The following is a 14,785-nucleotide window of genomic DNA, read 5'->3' as shown; positions in this document are numbered from 1 at the left end:
GGGTGCCCCGCCCGCGACTGCTGACCAGTGACGACTGGCCGGAACCCGAGCTGCGTGCGGCGGTCCTGGCCGGCGAGCTGGTCGCCGTCGGTCCCTGCTGGGCCTCCCCCACCGAACCGCAGACGCCGTGGTTGCGCGCCGCCGCTGCCGCATGGGTCCTGCGGGACGCGCGCCTGATCGCCTGTACTCTGACCGCCGCGTGGATCTGGGGTGCGGTGTCCCGGCCGCCGGCGCCGCTCGAGGCCTGCATCCCGCCGCAGGTGCGGGTGCACGTCGGGCCGGACGTCCGCCTGCGAGAGGTCCGGATCGACGTCGCCGACACCGTCGAGCTCTCGCGGCTGCGGGTCACGCTGCCGGCGCGGACCGCGGTCGACCTGCTCCGGACGCCGGGGCCGACGGCCGGTGCTTTCGGGGTGGCCGAGGCGACGGCCGTGCAGGGGCTGCTCGCGATCGGGGCGGTCACGGCTGCCGAGTTGCAGGGGCGCCTGAGGTCGCTCGGAACGATCCCGATGGTGCGGCAGGCTGAGCGGCGGTTGTGGGGGCTGCCGGGGTTGCCGGGGCTGCAGGGGCTGCAGGACGCGGCCGGCAGCGCTGGCGGCTAGTGCGTCGTGCGCGCGTTCGCCGAGCGGTCAGGACACCCCGCTCACGTCCGCCGAGTGGTCGCGGACTGTCGGTTGGCCGGGCCCCGGCCGACGGTTTGTGACCGGTCGACGGTGCCCGTGCGACGTGTCGTGACCGGCGGACGGGCCTGAGTCACGGGAGGCGCGGGGCGGGGCTGCCGTGGGCCTCCGGTCGGGCGCGTGGGGGCGTAGCGGCGGTCAAGACGCCCCGCTCGCTTCCGCCGAGTGGTCGCGAACCGTCGGTTGGCCGCGCCGCGGCCGACGGTTCGTGACCTGTCGACGGTGCCCGTGCGACGGGTGGTGACCGGTCGACAGGCGGGAGGCGCGGGAGGCGCGGGGCGGGGCTGCCACGGGCCTCCGGTCGGGCGCGTGGGGGTGGTCAGGACACCCCGCTCGCGTCCGCCGAGTGGTCGCGAACCGTCGGTTGGCCGGGCCGCGGCCGACGGTTCGTGACCTGTCGACGGTGCCCGTGCGACGAGTCGTGACCGGTCGACGGGCCTGAGTCACGGGAGGCGCGGGGCGGGGCTGCCGTGGGCCTCCGGTCGGGCGCGTGGGGGCGGTCAGGACACCCCGCTCGCGTCTGCTGAGTGGTCGCGAACTGTCGGTTGGCCGGCTCGCAGCCAACGGTTCGTGACCGGTCGACGGACGGGCCGCGCGGGGCCCTGCCGCTAGCCGGCGCTGACGCGGTAGACGTCGTAGACGGCGTCGATGCGTCGCACCGCGTTCAGCACGCGGTCGAGGTGGATGGTGTCGCCCATCTCGAACACGAACCGGCTGAGCGCGAGACGGTCGGACGAGGTCGACACCGTCGCGGACAGGATGTTCACGTGGTGGTCGGTCAGCACCCGGGTGACATCGCTGAGCAGGCCTGACCGATCGAGCGCCTCGATCTGGATCTGCACCAGGAACACCGACTTCGACGACGGGGCCCACTCGACCTCGATCATCCGGTCGGGTTCGTTCATGAGCGACTTCACGTTGGTGCACGACGACTGGTGCACGGAGACGCCCTGGCCACGGGTGATGAAACCCACGATCTGGTCGCCGGGCACCGGTGTGCAGCACTTCGCGAGCTTCACGAGGATGTCGGGCGCACCGCGGACGAGCACGCCACTGTCGCTCGTGCGCAGCTGACGACTGGTGACCTGGCGCGGGAACGCGAGTTCGGGCTCGTCCGTCTCGGTCTCGGTCTGGACGTTGCCGAGGACCTTCTCGATGACCGACTGCGTCGAGACGTGGCCCTCGCCGATGGCGGCGTACAGGGCGGAGACGTCCTCGTACCGCATCGACGAGGCGACCTCGGCGATGCTGTCCTGGCTCATGATGCGCTGGAGCGGCAGGTTCTGCTTGCGCATCGCCCGGGCGATGGCGTCACGACCCTGCTCGATCGCCTCTTCGCGGCGCTCCTTGGTGAACCACTGCTTGATCTTGTTGCGCGCGCGGGGACTGCGGACGAACTGCAGCCAGTCCTGCGAGGGGCCGGAGTCGGGGTTCTTCGACGTGAAGATCTCGACGACGTCGCCGCTGGACAGCTGGCTCTCGAGCGGGACGAGGCGGCCGTTGACCTTCGCACCCATCGTGCGGTGGCCGATCTCGGTGTGCACCGCGTAGGCGAAGTCGACCGGGGTGGCTCCGGCGGGGAGACCGATGACCTTGCCCTGCGGCGTGAAGACGTAGGTCTCCTTGGCGCCGATCTCGTAGCGCAGGGAGTCGAGGAACTCGCCCGGGTCGCTGGTCTCGGCCTGCCAGTCGGTGATGTGGGCGAGCCACGCCATGTCCTGGTCGTCCGTGGTCGACGAGGTCCCGGCGTCACGGCCGGCAGCGCGCTGCTTGTACTTCCAGTGGGCGGCGACACCGAACTCGGCGCGCTGGTGCATCTCGTGTGTGCGGATCTGGATCTCGACCGCACGACCCTGCGGGCCGAGCACCGTGGTGTGCAACGACTGGTACAGGTTGAACTTGGGGGTTGCGATGTAGTCCTTGAACCGACCGGGCAGCGGGGTCCACCGTGCGTGCACCGAGCCGAGCATGGCGTAGCAGTCGCGGACGGTCGGCACGAGCACGCGGATGCCGACGAGGTCGTAGATCTCGTCGAACTCGCGACCCCGCACGATCATCTTCTGGTAGATCGAGTAGTACTGCTTCGGCCGGCCCATGACGTCGCCACGGACCTTGGCGGCCTTCAGGTCCTTCTTCAGGGTCCCGATGACGTTCTGGACGAACTGCTCGCGCTTCGGCTGGCGTTCCTTGACCAGGCTGTCGATCTCGACGTAGAGCTTCGGGTGCAGGACCGCGAACGACAGGTCCTCGAGCTCGAGCTTGATCATCTGGATGCCGAGCCGGTGCGCGAGCGGCGCGTAGATCTCGAGCGTCTCCTTCGCCTTGCGCGTGGCGGAGGCGGACTCGACGAAGCCCCACGTGCGGGCGTTGTGCAGGCGGTCGGCGAGCTTGATGACGAGGACGCGGATGTCCTTCGACATGGCGATGACCATCTTGCGGACGGTCTCGGCCTGCGCGCTGTCGCCGTACTTGACCTTGTCGAGCTTGGTGACGCCGTCGACGAGCATCGCGATCTCGTCGCCGAAGTCGGCCCGCAGCTGGTCGAGCTGGTAATCGGTGTCCTCGACCGTGTCGTGCAGGAGCGCCGCCGCGATGGTGATCGTCCCGATGCCGAGGTCGGCCAGGATCTGCGCGACCGCGACGGGATGCGTGATGTACGGCTCACCGGACTTGCGCTTCTGACCGTCGTGTGCGCGCTCGGCGACCGAGTACGCACGCTCGATGAGCGTCACGTCGGCCTTGGGGTGGTGCGAGCGGACCGTGCGGATCAGCGTGTCCACCGCGCCGGCCGGCTGGGCCCGCGAGAACAGGCGCGGCAGCAGTGAGCGGAGGGAACCGAGGTTGCCGGTGGTGTTCGGACCGATCGGGCTCGAGGGCCGCGGGGCGGAACCCGGGCGGCTCGGCGCGGACGGCTCTTCGCGGGTGTCCGTCATGATGCGCCTCCCAGGACTCGGTCCGAGAGCTCGATCCGAGCTCGATCCGACAAGACTACGCGTCCCCGGTCAGTGCCCGTGACGTGGTTCGCCCTGGGCGTCGCGCTCCACCGGCGCCCCCGCCTGCTCCCACGCGAGCATGCCGCCGGAGAGGTTGACGGCCGGCACGCCCGACTGTTCGAGCGCCGCGACGATGCGCGATGACCGGCCGCCGGAGTGGCAGACGATGATGGCCGGCTGGTCGCCGCCGTCGATCTCCTGCCAGCGGTCCACGAACTCCGACATCGGCACGAGCGTGGCCTGGGGAGCGTGGACCTCGTCCCACTCCCCCTGCTCACGGACGTCGAACAGGCGGGCTCCGGCGTCGAGGCGGCGCTGCGCCTCGGCGACGTCGATCTCCTGGATCTCGATGGGCATCAGACGCTCGCCTCTGCCGCGTCGACCTCACGCCGGCGCTTCTCGGCCGCCGCGGTCTTCTTGGCGTCGGACTCCTTGATCTTCGGCTCGTTCTCGCGCAGCTGCGCGTACATCGGCGACGCGATGAAGATCGTCGAGTAGGTGCCGACGATGATGCCGATGAACAGTGCGAGCGAGATGTCGCGCAGGGTGCCGGCGCCGAGCACGTACGACCCGATGAAGAGGATCGCCGCGACCGGCAGCAGTGCCACGACCGAGGTGTTGATCGACCGGACGAGGGTCTGGTTCACCGCGAGGTTGACCGACTGCTTGAACGTCCGGATGGATTCCTGGGCGGTGTTCTCACGCACCTTGTCGAAGACCACCACGGTGTCGTAGAGCGAGTACCCGAGGATCGTCAGGAACCCGATGACCGCCGCGGGCGTGACCTCGAGTCCGACGATGCCGTACACGCCGGCCGTGATGAGCAGGTCGTGCAGCAGCGCCGCCATCGCGGACAGCGACATCTTCCAGGTGCGGAAGTACAGCGTCATGAAGACCGCGGCGAGGGCGAGGAAGATCACGAGACCACGGATGGCCTGCGCGAGCACGTCGGCACCCCACGTCGCGCCGATGAAGGTCGCGGCGACCTGGCTCTCCGGGACGTCGTAGGCCTTCGCCAGGGCATCCTGCACCTCGGTCGTCTGCCGGTCGGTGAGCTGCCCGGTCTGCACGCGGATGCCGTGCGTGCCGAGCTGCGAGACGCGCGGGATCGACTCCGGGACGACGCCCTCGACGGTCTCGGTGGCGAGGTTCTGGTCGAGCGTCTTGACGTCGGAGATCGTGAACTCCGAGCCACCGGTGAACTCGATGCCGAGCTGGTACCCGCCACGGAGCCACGGGGTGACGAGCGAGATCACGATCATCACGAGGGCGATCAGGTACCAGGTCTTCCGGCGCCCGATGATGTCGTACGACCGCTTCCCCGTGTAGAGGTCGCTGCCGAACTGGCTGAAGCTGGCCATCAGTCGTCCTTCCCGTCCGGCGTCGAGCCGTTTTCGCCGGAGGCCTGCTGGGCCTTCCGCTCCGCGATCGTCTGTCGGCGCTGTGCCTCACCGGCACTGCGCTGGCGCTTGCCGTCCACGACGGGTGCGCGGAACTGGGCGCGCCCTCGGTAGACGGCACCGAGTGCTGCCGGGTCGAGACCACTGAACCGGTGCCCCTCGCCGAAGAACCGGCTGCGGGCGATGAGCTGCATCATCGGGTGGGTGAAGAGCGCGACCACCACGATGTCGATCAGGGTCGTGAGGAGCAGCGTGAACGCGAAGCCCTTCACGTCGGCGACCGCGAGCACGTAGAGCGTGACGGCGGCGAGGAAGTTCACCGCGTCCGACGCCAGGATCGTGCGGAGAGCACGCTTCCAGCCGGACTCGACCGCGCTCTCGAGGGCACGGCCGTCGCGGAGTTCGTCACGGATGCGCTCGAAGTAGACGATGAACGAGTCCGCCGTGATGCCGATCGCGACGATCAGGCCCGCCACACCCGCCAAGGACAGGCGGTAGTCGACGCGCCACGACATGATCGCGATCACCAGGTAGGTGAGGACCGCGGCGATCCCGAGCGACAGCACGGTGACGAACGCCAGGGCCCGGTACTGGATGACCGAGTAGATGATCACCAGGATCAGCCCGATCAGACCGGCGACGAGGCCACCGATGAGCTGCGCGGTGCCGAGCGTCGCCGAGATGTTCTCGTTCGACTGCACCTGGAAGTTGATCGGCAGCGCACCGTACTTGAGCTGGTCCGCCAGGGTCTTCGACGACTCGGCCGTGAACGAGCCGGTGATCTGCGCCTTGCCGTTCGTGATCGCGGAGTTCGTCGTCGGTGCGGTGATGACCGAACCGTCGAGCACGATCGCGAACTGGTTCTGCGGCTGCTGGAGCGAGACGAGACGGTTCGTGACGGTGCGGAAGTCCTTCGAACCTTCGCCGTTGAACGTCAGGTTGACTGCCCACTGGCCGGTCGACGTGCCCTGCGAGTCGGTGGCGAGACCCGAGGTGGCGTTGCTGATGTCGGCACCGGAGACCTCGACCGGTCCGAGGATGTACTTCCCCGCGCCGTCCTGGTCACAGGTGACCAGGGGCTCGTCGTCGGGCGCCGTGGTGACGTCGTCCGGAGCAGCGCAGTTGTAGTTGGTGTACAGGTCCTGCAGCTTCGGCGTGACCCAGTTCAGGTCGCTCGCGTTCGTCGGCTTCGCGCTCGGGGTCGCGGCGAGCGAGGCCGGCGGCGAGTACGGCGTGGCCGATGCGGTGCCCTTGCCGTCGTCACCGACGGCGGAGTTCGTCGCGGCCTCGGTGAAGAGCACCGGACGGAAGGTCAGCTTCGCGGCTGCCTCGATGCGGTCGATCGTGGCCTTGTCGGGACGACCCGGGATCGAGACGACGATGTTGTTCGCGCCCTGGGTGTTGATCTCGGACTCGGAGACACCGGTGGCGTCGATGCGCTGGCGGATGATGTTCACCGCCTGCTGCAGCTGCTGCGAGGTGACGGAGTCGCCCTCGGTGTTCTGCGCCGCGAGGGTCAGCTGCGTGCCGCCCTGCAGGTCCAGAGCCAGCTCCGGCACCCAGCTCGCGCCCTGGTACCACTTGTCGGTGTCGTCCTTCGAAGAGCCGGCGAGGATCGACGCGGCGGTGTTCACGCCGGCGAGGATCGCCATCAGGATCACCAACCAGGTGAGCGAGCGCAGCGCCTTCTTGACGGGTGTCGATCGTGCCACCGGTCGTCTCGTCTTTCTGTTCAGGACCGTCGACACACCGTGCGACGGCAGAGGGAAGCCGCCGGGTCAGACGACCCGGCGGCCGAGGGCGTCAGTCGTCGGACTTGCGCTTCGTGGCGTCGGTCTCGTCGACACGGTCGGTGTCGACCCGCTCGCCGTAGACCGGCTCACCGTTGAGCTCGGCCACCGGCTTCGGCTCGTCCTCGGTGGTCGTGGTGGTCTCGACGTCGGACGCGTTGTCGTCGACGACGCGCGACAGGGTCTGACGGTGCACGGTGACGATGGTCCCCGGCGCGATCTCGACGTCAGCGGTGACCTTCTCCTCGTTCACGGAGAGGAGCGTGCCGTAGAGGCCGAAGGACAGCATGACCTTGGCGCCCGGGACCATTTTGTCCACGAGTTCGGCCTGCTGCTTCTTGCGCTTGCGGCTGTTGTAGAACATGAAGGCCGCGAACGCCACGACGATGACGATGAGGATGACTTCTTGACCCATGATGCGTTGCCTTCTCTGGTTGCTCGGTTTCGGGCCGTAGCAGTCTAGGGCACGCCGGTGTCCGTGGCATGTCACCCGACTGATCGGCGGTCAGGCGGTGGGTTCCGGGTCGTCGAAGAGCCCCGGCTGCCCGCCGTCGCCCTGCCCCGGGGTGAGGCCGAGGTGTCGCCAGGCCCGCGGTGTCGCGATGCGCCCGCGGGGGGTGCGGGTCACGAGTCCGACGCGGACGAGGAACGGTTCGACGACCGACTCGATGGTCTCGGATTCCTCGCCGACCGAGACCGCGAGGGTGTTCAGGCCGACCGGGCCCCCGTCGAACCTGGTCAGCATGGTCTCGACGACGGCTCGGTCGAGCCGGTCCAGGCCGAGTTCGTCGACGTCGTACAGGTCGAGCGCGCCCTGGACCGCGGCCATGCCGTCGGTGGTGCGGTGCACGAGGGCGTAGTCGCGCACCCGGCGGAGCAGGCGGTTCGCGATGCGCGGGGTGCCACGGGAGCGTCCGGCGATCTCGCGCAGGGCGGTCCGGTCGATGTCGAGTTCGAGCAGGTGGGCCGCACGGATCAGGACCTGCTCGAGCTCGTCCTTCTCGTAGAACTCGAGGTGGGCGGTGAACCCGAAGCGGTCGCGCAGCGGGTTCGGCAGCAGGCCGGCCCGGGTGGTGGCCCCGACGAGCGTGAACGGCGCGAGGTCGAGCGGGATGCTCGTGGCACCGGCACCCTTGCCCACCATCACGTCGATGCGGAAGTCCTCCATCGCCAGGTAGAGCATCTCTTCTGCCGAGCGGGCCATGCGGTGGATCTCGTCGATGAACAGCACTTCGCCCGGGACCAGGGACGACAGCACGGCGGCGAGGTCACCGGCGTGCTGGATGGCCGGGCCGCTCGACATGCGCAGCGGTCGCCCCGTCTCGTGCGCGACGATCATCGCGAGCGTGGTCTTGCCGAGGCCGGGAGGACCCGCCATCAGGATGTGGTCGGGCGTGCGCTCCTGCATGCCGGCGGCCTTGAGGAGCAGGTCGAGCTGCCCGCGGACCTTGCGCTGCCCGACGAACTCGTCGAGCGAGCGCGGACGGAGCGCACCTTCGAACGCGAGTTCTTCCTGCGACTCGGCGCCGGCGGACGTGATGCCGCTCACCGGCCGGCTGCCGCGGGTCGGAGCGCACCGAGGGCGGCGCGGAGCAGGGCCTGGGTGCCCATCGCGGCGGCACCGGGCTCGTTGGCGACGGCGTCGTCGACCGCGGTCTGCGCCGCGTCTTCGCGCCAGCCGAGGCCGATGAGCGCCGAGACGACGTCGACCGCGGCGGGGTGGACTGCGGTCCCCCGTGCGGCGGCGACCACGGCAGCCTGCTCGAAGGCCACGAGCTTGCCGGAGAGCGCGACGATGATGAGCTTGGCGGTCTTCGGGCCGATGCCGGAGACCTTGCGGAACGCGCCATCGTCCTCGTTCGCGACGGCGTTCGCGATCTGTGCAGGGTCCATGTGGGCCAGGACGCCCATCGCGGACTTTGGGCCGACGCCGGAGACCCCGCGGAGCAGGTCGAACACCTGCAGCGCGTCGGTCGACTCGAAGCCGAAGAGCAGGTGCTCGTCCTCGCGCACGATCATGGCGGTCCGCACGAACACCTCGGACCCGTGGCGCATCGTCAGCGCGTGCGCGGGGGTCACGGTGACGGCGTACCCGAGTCCCCCGACCTCGATCACCACGGCCGAGCCGGCGATGTCGATGCAGGTGCCCCGGAGACTCGCGATCATGCTCCGAGCCTAGGGCCGCCCACCGACGACGCCGACCTGCCACGCTGCGGGCGGGCCGCGGCGGCGGCCGCGCGGGCCAGCGGCGAGTCGACGGTGCCGCCCTGCGCGTCCCGCCAGGCGCGCTGTGCGGGGGTGAGGTTCGTGGCACGCGAGCCGGCGGCATCGGGTGATCCGAGCCTCCAGGCATGGCACACGGCCAACGCGAGCGCGTCGGCGGCGTCGGCCGGCTTCGGGGCCTCGTCGAGCCCGAGCACGCGCGCGATCATGGTCTGCACCTGACGCTTGTCGGCGTTGCCGTAGCCGGTGACGGCGGCCTTGACCTCGGACGGCGTGTGCAGCCCGACGGGCAGGCCGCGGGCCGCCGCGGCGTGCAGCGCCAGGCCGGCCGCCTGCGCGGTCCCCATCACGGTCCGGACGTTCGCCTGCGCGAACACCCGCTCGACGGCCACCGCATCGGGGTGGTGTTCGTCGATCTCGGCGGCGATGCCGTCGGCGATGCGGAGCAGCCGCTGTTCGAGCGGCATGTCCGGCGGGGTGCGCACGACCGTCACGTGGACGAGTCGTGCCCGCCGGTTCGGTGCGACCTCGACGACGCCGACGCCGCACCGGGTGAGCCCGGGGTCCACCCCGAGCACACGGAGCACGGCTACTCGCCCTCGTCCTCGTCGAGCTCGGCCTGGACGTCCGCGGGGATGTCGAAGTTCGAGTAGACGTTCTGCACGTCGTCGGAGTCCTCGAGCGCGTCGATCAGGCGGAACACCTTGCGGGCGGTCTCGGCGTCGACCGGGACCTTGAGGCCGGGGACGAACTCGGCGTCGGCGGAGTCGTAGTCGATGCCGGCGTCCTGCAGTGCGGTGCGGGCGGCGACCAGGTCGCTCGCCTCGGTGATGATCTCGAAGCCGCCGCCCTGGTCGATGACGTCCTCGACCCCGGCGTCCAGCACCGCGGTCATCACGGTGTCCTCGTCGAGGCCGTCGGTCTTCGTGACCGAGATGACGCCCTTGCGCGAGAAGTTGTAGGCGACGCTGCCCGGGTCGGCCATGGTGCCGCCGTTGCGCGACATCGCGGTCCGGACCTCGGCCGCGGCACGGTTCTTGTTGTCCGTGAGGCACTCGATGAGCATCGCGACGCCGTTGGGGCCGTAGCCCTCGTACATGATCGTCGTGTACTCGATGGTCTCGCCCGTGAGACCCGCACCGCGCTTGACGGCGCGGTCGATGTTGTCGTTGGGGACCGAGGTCTTCTTCGCCTTCTGCACGGCGTCGACCAGGGTCGGGTTGCCGGACATGTCGGCACCGCCCATCTTCGCGGCGACCTCGATGTTCTTGATCAGCTTGGCGAACGACTTGGCACGGCGCTGGTCGATGACCGCCTTCTTGTGCTTGGTCGTTGCCCACTTGGAATGCCCGGACACGGTTCTCCTTGCGTCTTGCGGAAAGTCCCGCTCAGTTTAGCGGCCCTGTGGGCCGAACACCGGCCTGGAGGCGCGGCGCGGCTTCCGTCCCGTCGGTGCGGCGGGTGGGCGGTCACGCCTCAGGCGCTGCGCACCAGGTCGAGGAACCGGCGGTGGAAGCGGTCCTCGCCGGCGACCTCGGGGTGGAACGCGCTGGCGATGACGTTGCCCTGCTGCACCGCCACGACCTGCCCGTCCGGCAGCGCACCGAGGACGTGGACGTCGTCGCCGCGCTGCTCCACGACGGGGGCCCGGATGAACACCGCGTGCACCGGGGCCTCGCCGAGGTCGGGCATCGGGATGTCGATCTCGAACGAGTCGTTCTGCGTTCCGAACGCGTTGCGGCGCACGGTGGTGTCGAGCACGTCGAGGGTCCGCTGCCCGTTGATGCCGTCGGTGATCCGCGACGACAGCATGATCATGCCGGCGCAGGTGCCGTAGGTGGGCAGGCCACCGCGGATCGCGTCGGCGAGGGGCTCGGCGACGCCGAACGCGCGGGACAGCTTGTCCATCACACTGGACTCGCCCCCGGGGATCACGACACCGTCGAGGGTCTCGATCTCCTCCGGGCGACGGAGCGGCACCACGTCGGCGCCGAGCTCGGTCAGCGAGGCGATGTGCTCGCGGAAGTCACCCTGCAGCGCCAGGACCCCGATGCGGGGCCGAGCGCCGCTCGTCGGACTACCAGCCACGCTCGGCGAGGCGGTGCGGTGCGGGGACGTCGGCGACGTTGATGCCGACCATCGCCTCGCCCAGACCACGGGAGACCTCGGCGATGACCCGGGGGTCGTCGTGGAAGGTCGTCGCCTTGACGATCGCGGCGGCACGGGCCGCCGGGTCGCCGGACTTGAAGATGCCGGACCCGACGAAGACACCGTCGGCGCCGAGCTGCATCATCATCGCGGCGTCGGCCGGGGTGGCGACACCACCGGCGGTGAACAGGACGACGGGGAGCTTGCCGGTGCGGGCGACTTCCTGCACGACGTCGATCGGTGCCTGGAGCTCCTTGGCGGCGACGTAGAGCTCGTCGTCACGCAGGTTGCGGAGCGCCGCGATCTCCTTGGTGATGGTGCGGATGTGCTTGGTGGCCTCGGACACGTCGCCCGTGCCGGCCTCGCCCTTGGAACGGATCATGGCCGCACCCTCGGTGATGCGACGGAGCGCCTCGCCCAGGTTGGTGGCACCGCAGACGAAGGGGGTGGTGAACTTCCACTTGTCGATGTGGTTCACGTAGTCGGCCGGCGACAGCACCTCGGACTCGTCGATGTAGTCGACACCGAGCTCCTGCAGCACCTGCGCCTCGACGAAGTGGCCGATGCGGGCCTTCGCCATGACGGGGATCGACACCGCGGCGATGATCTCCTCGATCATCGAGGGGTCGGACATGCGGGCGACGCCGCCCTGCGCACGGATGTCGGCGGGGACGCGCTCGAGGGCCATGACGGCGGTCGCACCGGCTTCTTCCGCGATGCGGGCCTGCTCGGCGTCGACGACGTCCATGATCACGCCGCCCTTGAGCATCTCGGCGAGTCCGCGCTTGACGCGGTCGGAGCCGGTGATCGAGGTGCCAGGGGTGCCGGAGGTGCTGGTGCTGTCGCTCATGATGCCGACCAGTCTAGTGCGCCCGGGGCCACCCGTCGGCGACGAGTCGACGGGTCTCGCCGAGCAACTGCGACATGGACTTGGTCCGGGCAATGATCGGGAAGAAGTTCGCGTCCGACTGCCACCGCGGGACGATGTGCTGGTGCAGGTGTGCGGCCACGCCGGCACCGGCGACCTCGCCCTGGTTCATGCCGATGTTGAAGCCGTCGCAGTGCGACACCTCGCGCAGGACCCGCATGGCGGTCTGGGTCAGCTCGCCGATCTCGCGCAGCTCGTCCGGCGTGGCCTCGTCGTAGAGCGGGACGTGACGGTACGGGCAGACGAGCAGGTGCCCGTTGTTGTACGGGAACAGGTTGAGCAGCACGTAGGCGTGCTCGCCGCGGGCCACGATCAGGGCGTCCTCGTCGGACATCCGCGGGGCTTCGCAGAACGGGCAGTCGTCGTCGTGCCCGCGACCTCGGCCTTCGCGGCCGGCGTCGATGTAGGCCATCCGGTGCGGGTTCCAGAGCCGCTGGAACGCGTCCGGGACGGCTGCGCCGGTGGCCGCGTCGCGGATCACCAGCGGATCGGTGTCCGCGCCCTCGGTGTCCGCGGCCGCGGTGGGGCCGGCCACGTCGTCGACGTGACCGGTCCCACCGGCCTGCTCCGGGCCTCCCGACGGTGTCATCAGACCTGCGCGCGCTCGCGGATCGCGGTGAGGATGCGGTCCACGGCCTCGTCGACGGGCACCGCGTTGTCCTGGCGGCCGTCGCGGAAGCGGAAGCTGACGGCGCCGGCGTCGCGGTCGTCGCCACCGGCGATGAGCTGGAACGGCACCTTCGCCTTGGTGTGCGTGCGGATCTTCTTCTGCATGCGGTCGTCCGAGTGGTCGACCTCGGCGCGGACGCCGTGGGCACGGAGCTTCGCGATGACCTCGTCGAGGTAGTCGCCGTACTCGGCCGCGACCGGGATGCCGACGACCTGGACGGGCGACAGCCACGCCGGGAACGCGCCCGCGTAGTGCTCGGTGAGGACCCCGAAGAAGCGCTCGATCGAGCCGAACAGCGCGCGGTGGATCATCACCGGACGCTGGCGCGAGCCGTCGGCCGCGGTGTAGTCGATGCCGAAGCGCTCGGGCAGGTTGAAGTCGAGCTGCACGGTCGACATCTGCCACGTGCGGCCGATGGCGTCGCGGGCCTGCACCGAGATCTTCGGGCCGTAGAACGCCGCACCGGCTGGGTCCGGCACCAGCTCGAGGCCGGACTCCTCGGCGACCTGGCGCAGGGTCTCCGTCGCGACGTCCCAGACCTCGTCGTCACCGACGTACTTCTCCGGGTCCTTCGTCGACAGCTCGAGGTAGAAGTCGTCGAGGCCGTAGTCGCGCAGGAGCGAGAGCACGAACGCGAGGGTCGTGGTCAGCTCCTCCTTCATCTTCTCCTGCGTGGTGAAGATGTGCGCGTCGTCCTGGGTCAGGCCGCGCACGCGCGTGAGGCCGTGGATGACGCCGGACTTCTCGTTGCGGTACACCGTGCCGAACTCGAACATCCGGAGCGGCAGGTCGCGGTAGGAGCGGGGCTGCGACCGGTAAGCCAGGATGTGCATCGGGCAGTTCATCGGCTTGAGGTAGTAGTCGGCGCCCTGCCGGGTGACGTTGCCGTCCTCGTCCTTGGCCTCGTCCATGTGCATGGCCGGGAACATGCCGTCCTTGTACCAGCCGAGGTGCCCGGAGGTCTCGAACAGGTCGCCCTTGGTGATGTGGGGCGTGTAGACGAACGAGTAGCCGTTCTCCTCGTGCCGACGGCGCGAGTAGTCCTCCATCTCGCGGCGGATGATGCCGCCCTTCGGGTGGAAGATCGCCAGGCCGGAACCGATCTCGTCGGGGAACGAGAACAGGTCGAGTTCGGCGCCGAGCTTGCGGTGGTCGCGCTTGGCGGCTTCCTCGAGGCGCACCAGGTACGCCTTGAGCTGGTCCTTGTCGGGCCAGGCGGTGCCGTAAATGCGCTGCAGCTGCGGGTTCTTCTCGGAGCCGCGCCAGTACGCGGCGGCGACGCGCATGAGCTTGGCGGCGTTGCCGATCCAGCGGGTGTGCGGGACGTGCGGGCCGCGGCAGAGGTCCTGCCAGAGCACCTCGCCCGACTTCGGGTCGACGTTCTCGTACACGGTCAGCTCGCCGGCGCCGACCTCGACGCTCTCGCCGGAGTCGCCGTCGGACGCCGCACCCTTGAGGCCGATGAGCTCCTGCTTGTAGGGCTCCCCCGCCATCAGCTCGCGTGCCTGCTCGTCGGTGACGACCACGCGACGGAAGCGCTGGGCCTGCTTGACGATGCGGTCCATGCCCTTCTCGATCGCCTTGAGGTCTTCGGGGGTGAAGGGCTCGGCGACGTCGAAGTCGTAGTAGAAGCCGTCGGTGACGGGCGGCCCGATGCCGAGCTTGGCGTCCGGGTTGATCTGCTGCACGGCCTGCGCCAGCACGTGGGCGGCCGAGTGCCGGAGGATGTCGAGCCCGTCCTGCTCCTGCAGGGTGACGGCCTCGGCGGTCTCGCCGGCCTGCACGTCCGCCGCGAGGTCCTTCAGCACACCGTCGACGCGGATCGCGACGACGCCGCGCTCACCGTCGAAGAGCTCGGTGCCGGTCGTGGTCGTCGTCGCGGTCCGGGGCTCGGGTGCCTGGGGAAGCTCGGCGGGCGCGGGTGCGACTGACTCGGTCACGATGATGGGACTC

Annotated in this window: 14 protein-coding genes; 1 reads left to right on the top strand and 13 read right to left on the bottom strand. The window is 69.8% G+C overall.

Going from position 1 to position 14,785, the window contains the following annotated elements:
- Window positions 1-2: 2 nt before the first annotated feature.
- Complete coding sequence (locus BIU89_RS02715) at window positions 3-602, top strand: type IV toxin-antitoxin system AbiEi family antitoxin (protein WP_071244686.1); 600 nt, start codon at window positions 3-5, stop codon at window positions 600-602.
- Window positions 603-1,288: 686 nt separating this feature from the next.
- On the opposite strand, the gene BIU89_RS02710 is transcribed toward BIU89_RS02715, so the two are convergent.
- From BIU89_RS02710 to thrS, 13 genes are all read right to left on the bottom strand, one after another.
- Window positions 1,289-3,613, bottom strand: a complete 2,325-nt coding sequence (locus tag BIU89_RS02710; RefSeq protein ID WP_231495664.1) for a RelA/SpoT family protein — start codon at window positions 3,611-3,613, stop codon at window positions 1,289-1,291.
- A 69-nt stretch (window positions 3,614-3,682) separates the two neighbouring features.
- Window positions 3,683-4,030, bottom strand: a complete 348-nt coding sequence (locus BIU89_RS02705; protein ID WP_027465606.1) for a rhodanese-like domain-containing protein — start codon at window positions 4,028-4,030, stop codon at window positions 3,683-3,685.
- On the bottom strand, window positions 4,030-5,034 hold the full coding sequence (gene secF / locus BIU89_RS02700) for a protein translocase subunit SecF (protein WP_027465605.1): 1,005 nt from the start codon (window positions 5,032-5,034) through the stop codon (window positions 4,030-4,032). Before secF ends, BIU89_RS02705 begins: the two co-directional genes overlap by 1 nt.
- The gene (gene secD, locus BIU89_RS02695) at window positions 5,034-6,785 is read right to left on the bottom strand and encodes a protein translocase subunit SecD (protein ID WP_071244685.1); all 1,752 of its coding nucleotides are present in this window, start codon (window positions 6,783-6,785) and stop codon (window positions 5,034-5,036) included. Before secD ends, secF begins: the two co-directional genes overlap by 1 nt.
- 91 nt (window positions 6,786-6,876) lie before the next feature.
- Window positions 6,877-7,278 (bottom strand): preprotein translocase subunit YajC, encoded by a 402-nt coding sequence (locus BIU89_RS02690; protein ID WP_051596726.1) that lies wholly within the window; start codon window positions 7,276-7,278, stop codon window positions 6,877-6,879.
- Window positions 7,279-7,368: 90 nt separating this feature from the next.
- Entirely contained in the window at window positions 7,369-8,412 is a 1,044-nt protein-coding gene (gene ruvB / locus BIU89_RS02685) for a Holliday junction branch migration DNA helicase RuvB (RefSeq protein WP_027465603.1), read from the bottom strand.
- Window positions 8,409-9,029 (bottom strand): Holliday junction branch migration protein RuvA, encoded by a 621-nt coding sequence (gene ruvA / locus BIU89_RS02680; RefSeq protein WP_071244684.1) that lies wholly within the window; start codon window positions 9,027-9,029, stop codon window positions 8,409-8,411. Before ruvA ends, ruvB begins: the two co-directional genes overlap by 4 nt.
- Window positions 9,026-9,673 carry a crossover junction endodeoxyribonuclease RuvC gene (ruvC, locus tag BIU89_RS02675; protein WP_035808297.1) on the bottom strand — a complete coding sequence of 216 codons (648 nt, stop codon included), beginning with the start codon at window positions 9,671-9,673 and terminating at the stop codon, window positions 9,026-9,028. The genes ruvA and ruvC overlap by 4 nt, the downstream gene beginning before the upstream one ends.
- Before the next feature lie 2 nt (window positions 9,674-9,675).
- Entirely contained in the window at window positions 9,676-10,443 is a 768-nt protein-coding gene (locus BIU89_RS02670; RefSeq protein ID WP_017887357.1) for a YebC/PmpR family DNA-binding transcriptional regulator, read from the bottom strand.
- A 119-nt stretch (window positions 10,444-10,562) separates the two neighbouring features.
- On the bottom strand, window positions 10,563-11,174 hold the full coding sequence (gene pdxT, locus BIU89_RS02665) for a pyridoxal 5'-phosphate synthase glutaminase subunit PdxT (RefSeq protein WP_071244683.1): 612 nt from the start codon (window positions 11,172-11,174) through the stop codon (window positions 10,563-10,565).
- Entirely contained in the window at window positions 11,164-12,084 is a 921-nt protein-coding gene (gene pdxS, locus BIU89_RS02660; RefSeq protein ID WP_027465600.1) for a pyridoxal 5'-phosphate synthase lyase subunit PdxS, read from the bottom strand. Before pdxS ends, pdxT begins: the two co-directional genes overlap by 11 nt.
- Before the next feature lie 13 nt (window positions 12,085-12,097).
- Window positions 12,098-12,751 (bottom strand): HIT family protein, encoded by a 654-nt coding sequence (locus tag BIU89_RS02655; protein WP_083404118.1) that lies wholly within the window; start codon window positions 12,749-12,751, stop codon window positions 12,098-12,100.
- Complete coding sequence (gene thrS / locus BIU89_RS02650; RefSeq protein ID WP_083404117.1) at window positions 12,751-14,772, bottom strand: threonine--tRNA ligase; 2,022 nt, start codon at window positions 14,770-14,772, stop codon at window positions 12,751-12,753. The genes BIU89_RS02655 and thrS overlap by 1 nt, the downstream gene beginning before the upstream one ends.
- Between the last annotated feature and the right edge of the window lie 13 nt (window positions 14,773-14,785).

The organism is Curtobacterium sp. MCBA15_005 (assembly GCF_001864855.1).
GTDB classification, from domain to species: Bacteria; Actinomycetota; Actinomycetes; order Actinomycetales; family Microbacteriaceae; genus Curtobacterium; species Curtobacterium flaccumfaciens.
The sequence above is the reverse complement of the archived record's forward strand: the minus strand, read 5'-3'. Positions and strand labels throughout refer to the sequence as shown.

Coding starts and splice junctions, on each gene's coding strand:
- secF (WP_027465605.1), bottom strand. CDS start 5,034: ATGGCCAGCTTCAGCCAGTTCGGCAGCGACCTCTACACGGGGAAGCGG.
- BIU89_RS02690 (WP_051596726.1), bottom strand. CDS start 7,278: ATGGGTCAAGAAGTCATCCTCATCGTCATCGTCGTGGCGTTCGCGGCC.
- BIU89_RS02705 (WP_027465606.1), bottom strand. CDS start 4,030: ATGCCCATCGAGATCCAGGAGATCGACGTCGCCGAGGCGCAGCGCCGC.
- BIU89_RS02710 (WP_231495664.1), bottom strand. CDS start 3,613: ATGACGGACACCCGCGAAGAGCCGTCCGCGCCGAGCCGCCCGGGTTCC.
- pdxS (WP_027465600.1), bottom strand. CDS start 12,084: ATGAGCGACAGCACCAGCACCTCCGGCACCCCTGGCACCTCGATCACC.
- BIU89_RS02655 (WP_083404118.1), bottom strand. CDS start 12,751: ATGACACCGTCGGGAGGCCCGGAGCAGGCCGGTGGGACCGGTCACGTC.
- ruvA (WP_071244684.1), bottom strand. CDS start 9,029: ATGATCGCGAGTCTCCGGGGCACCTGCATCGACATCGCCGGCTCGGCC.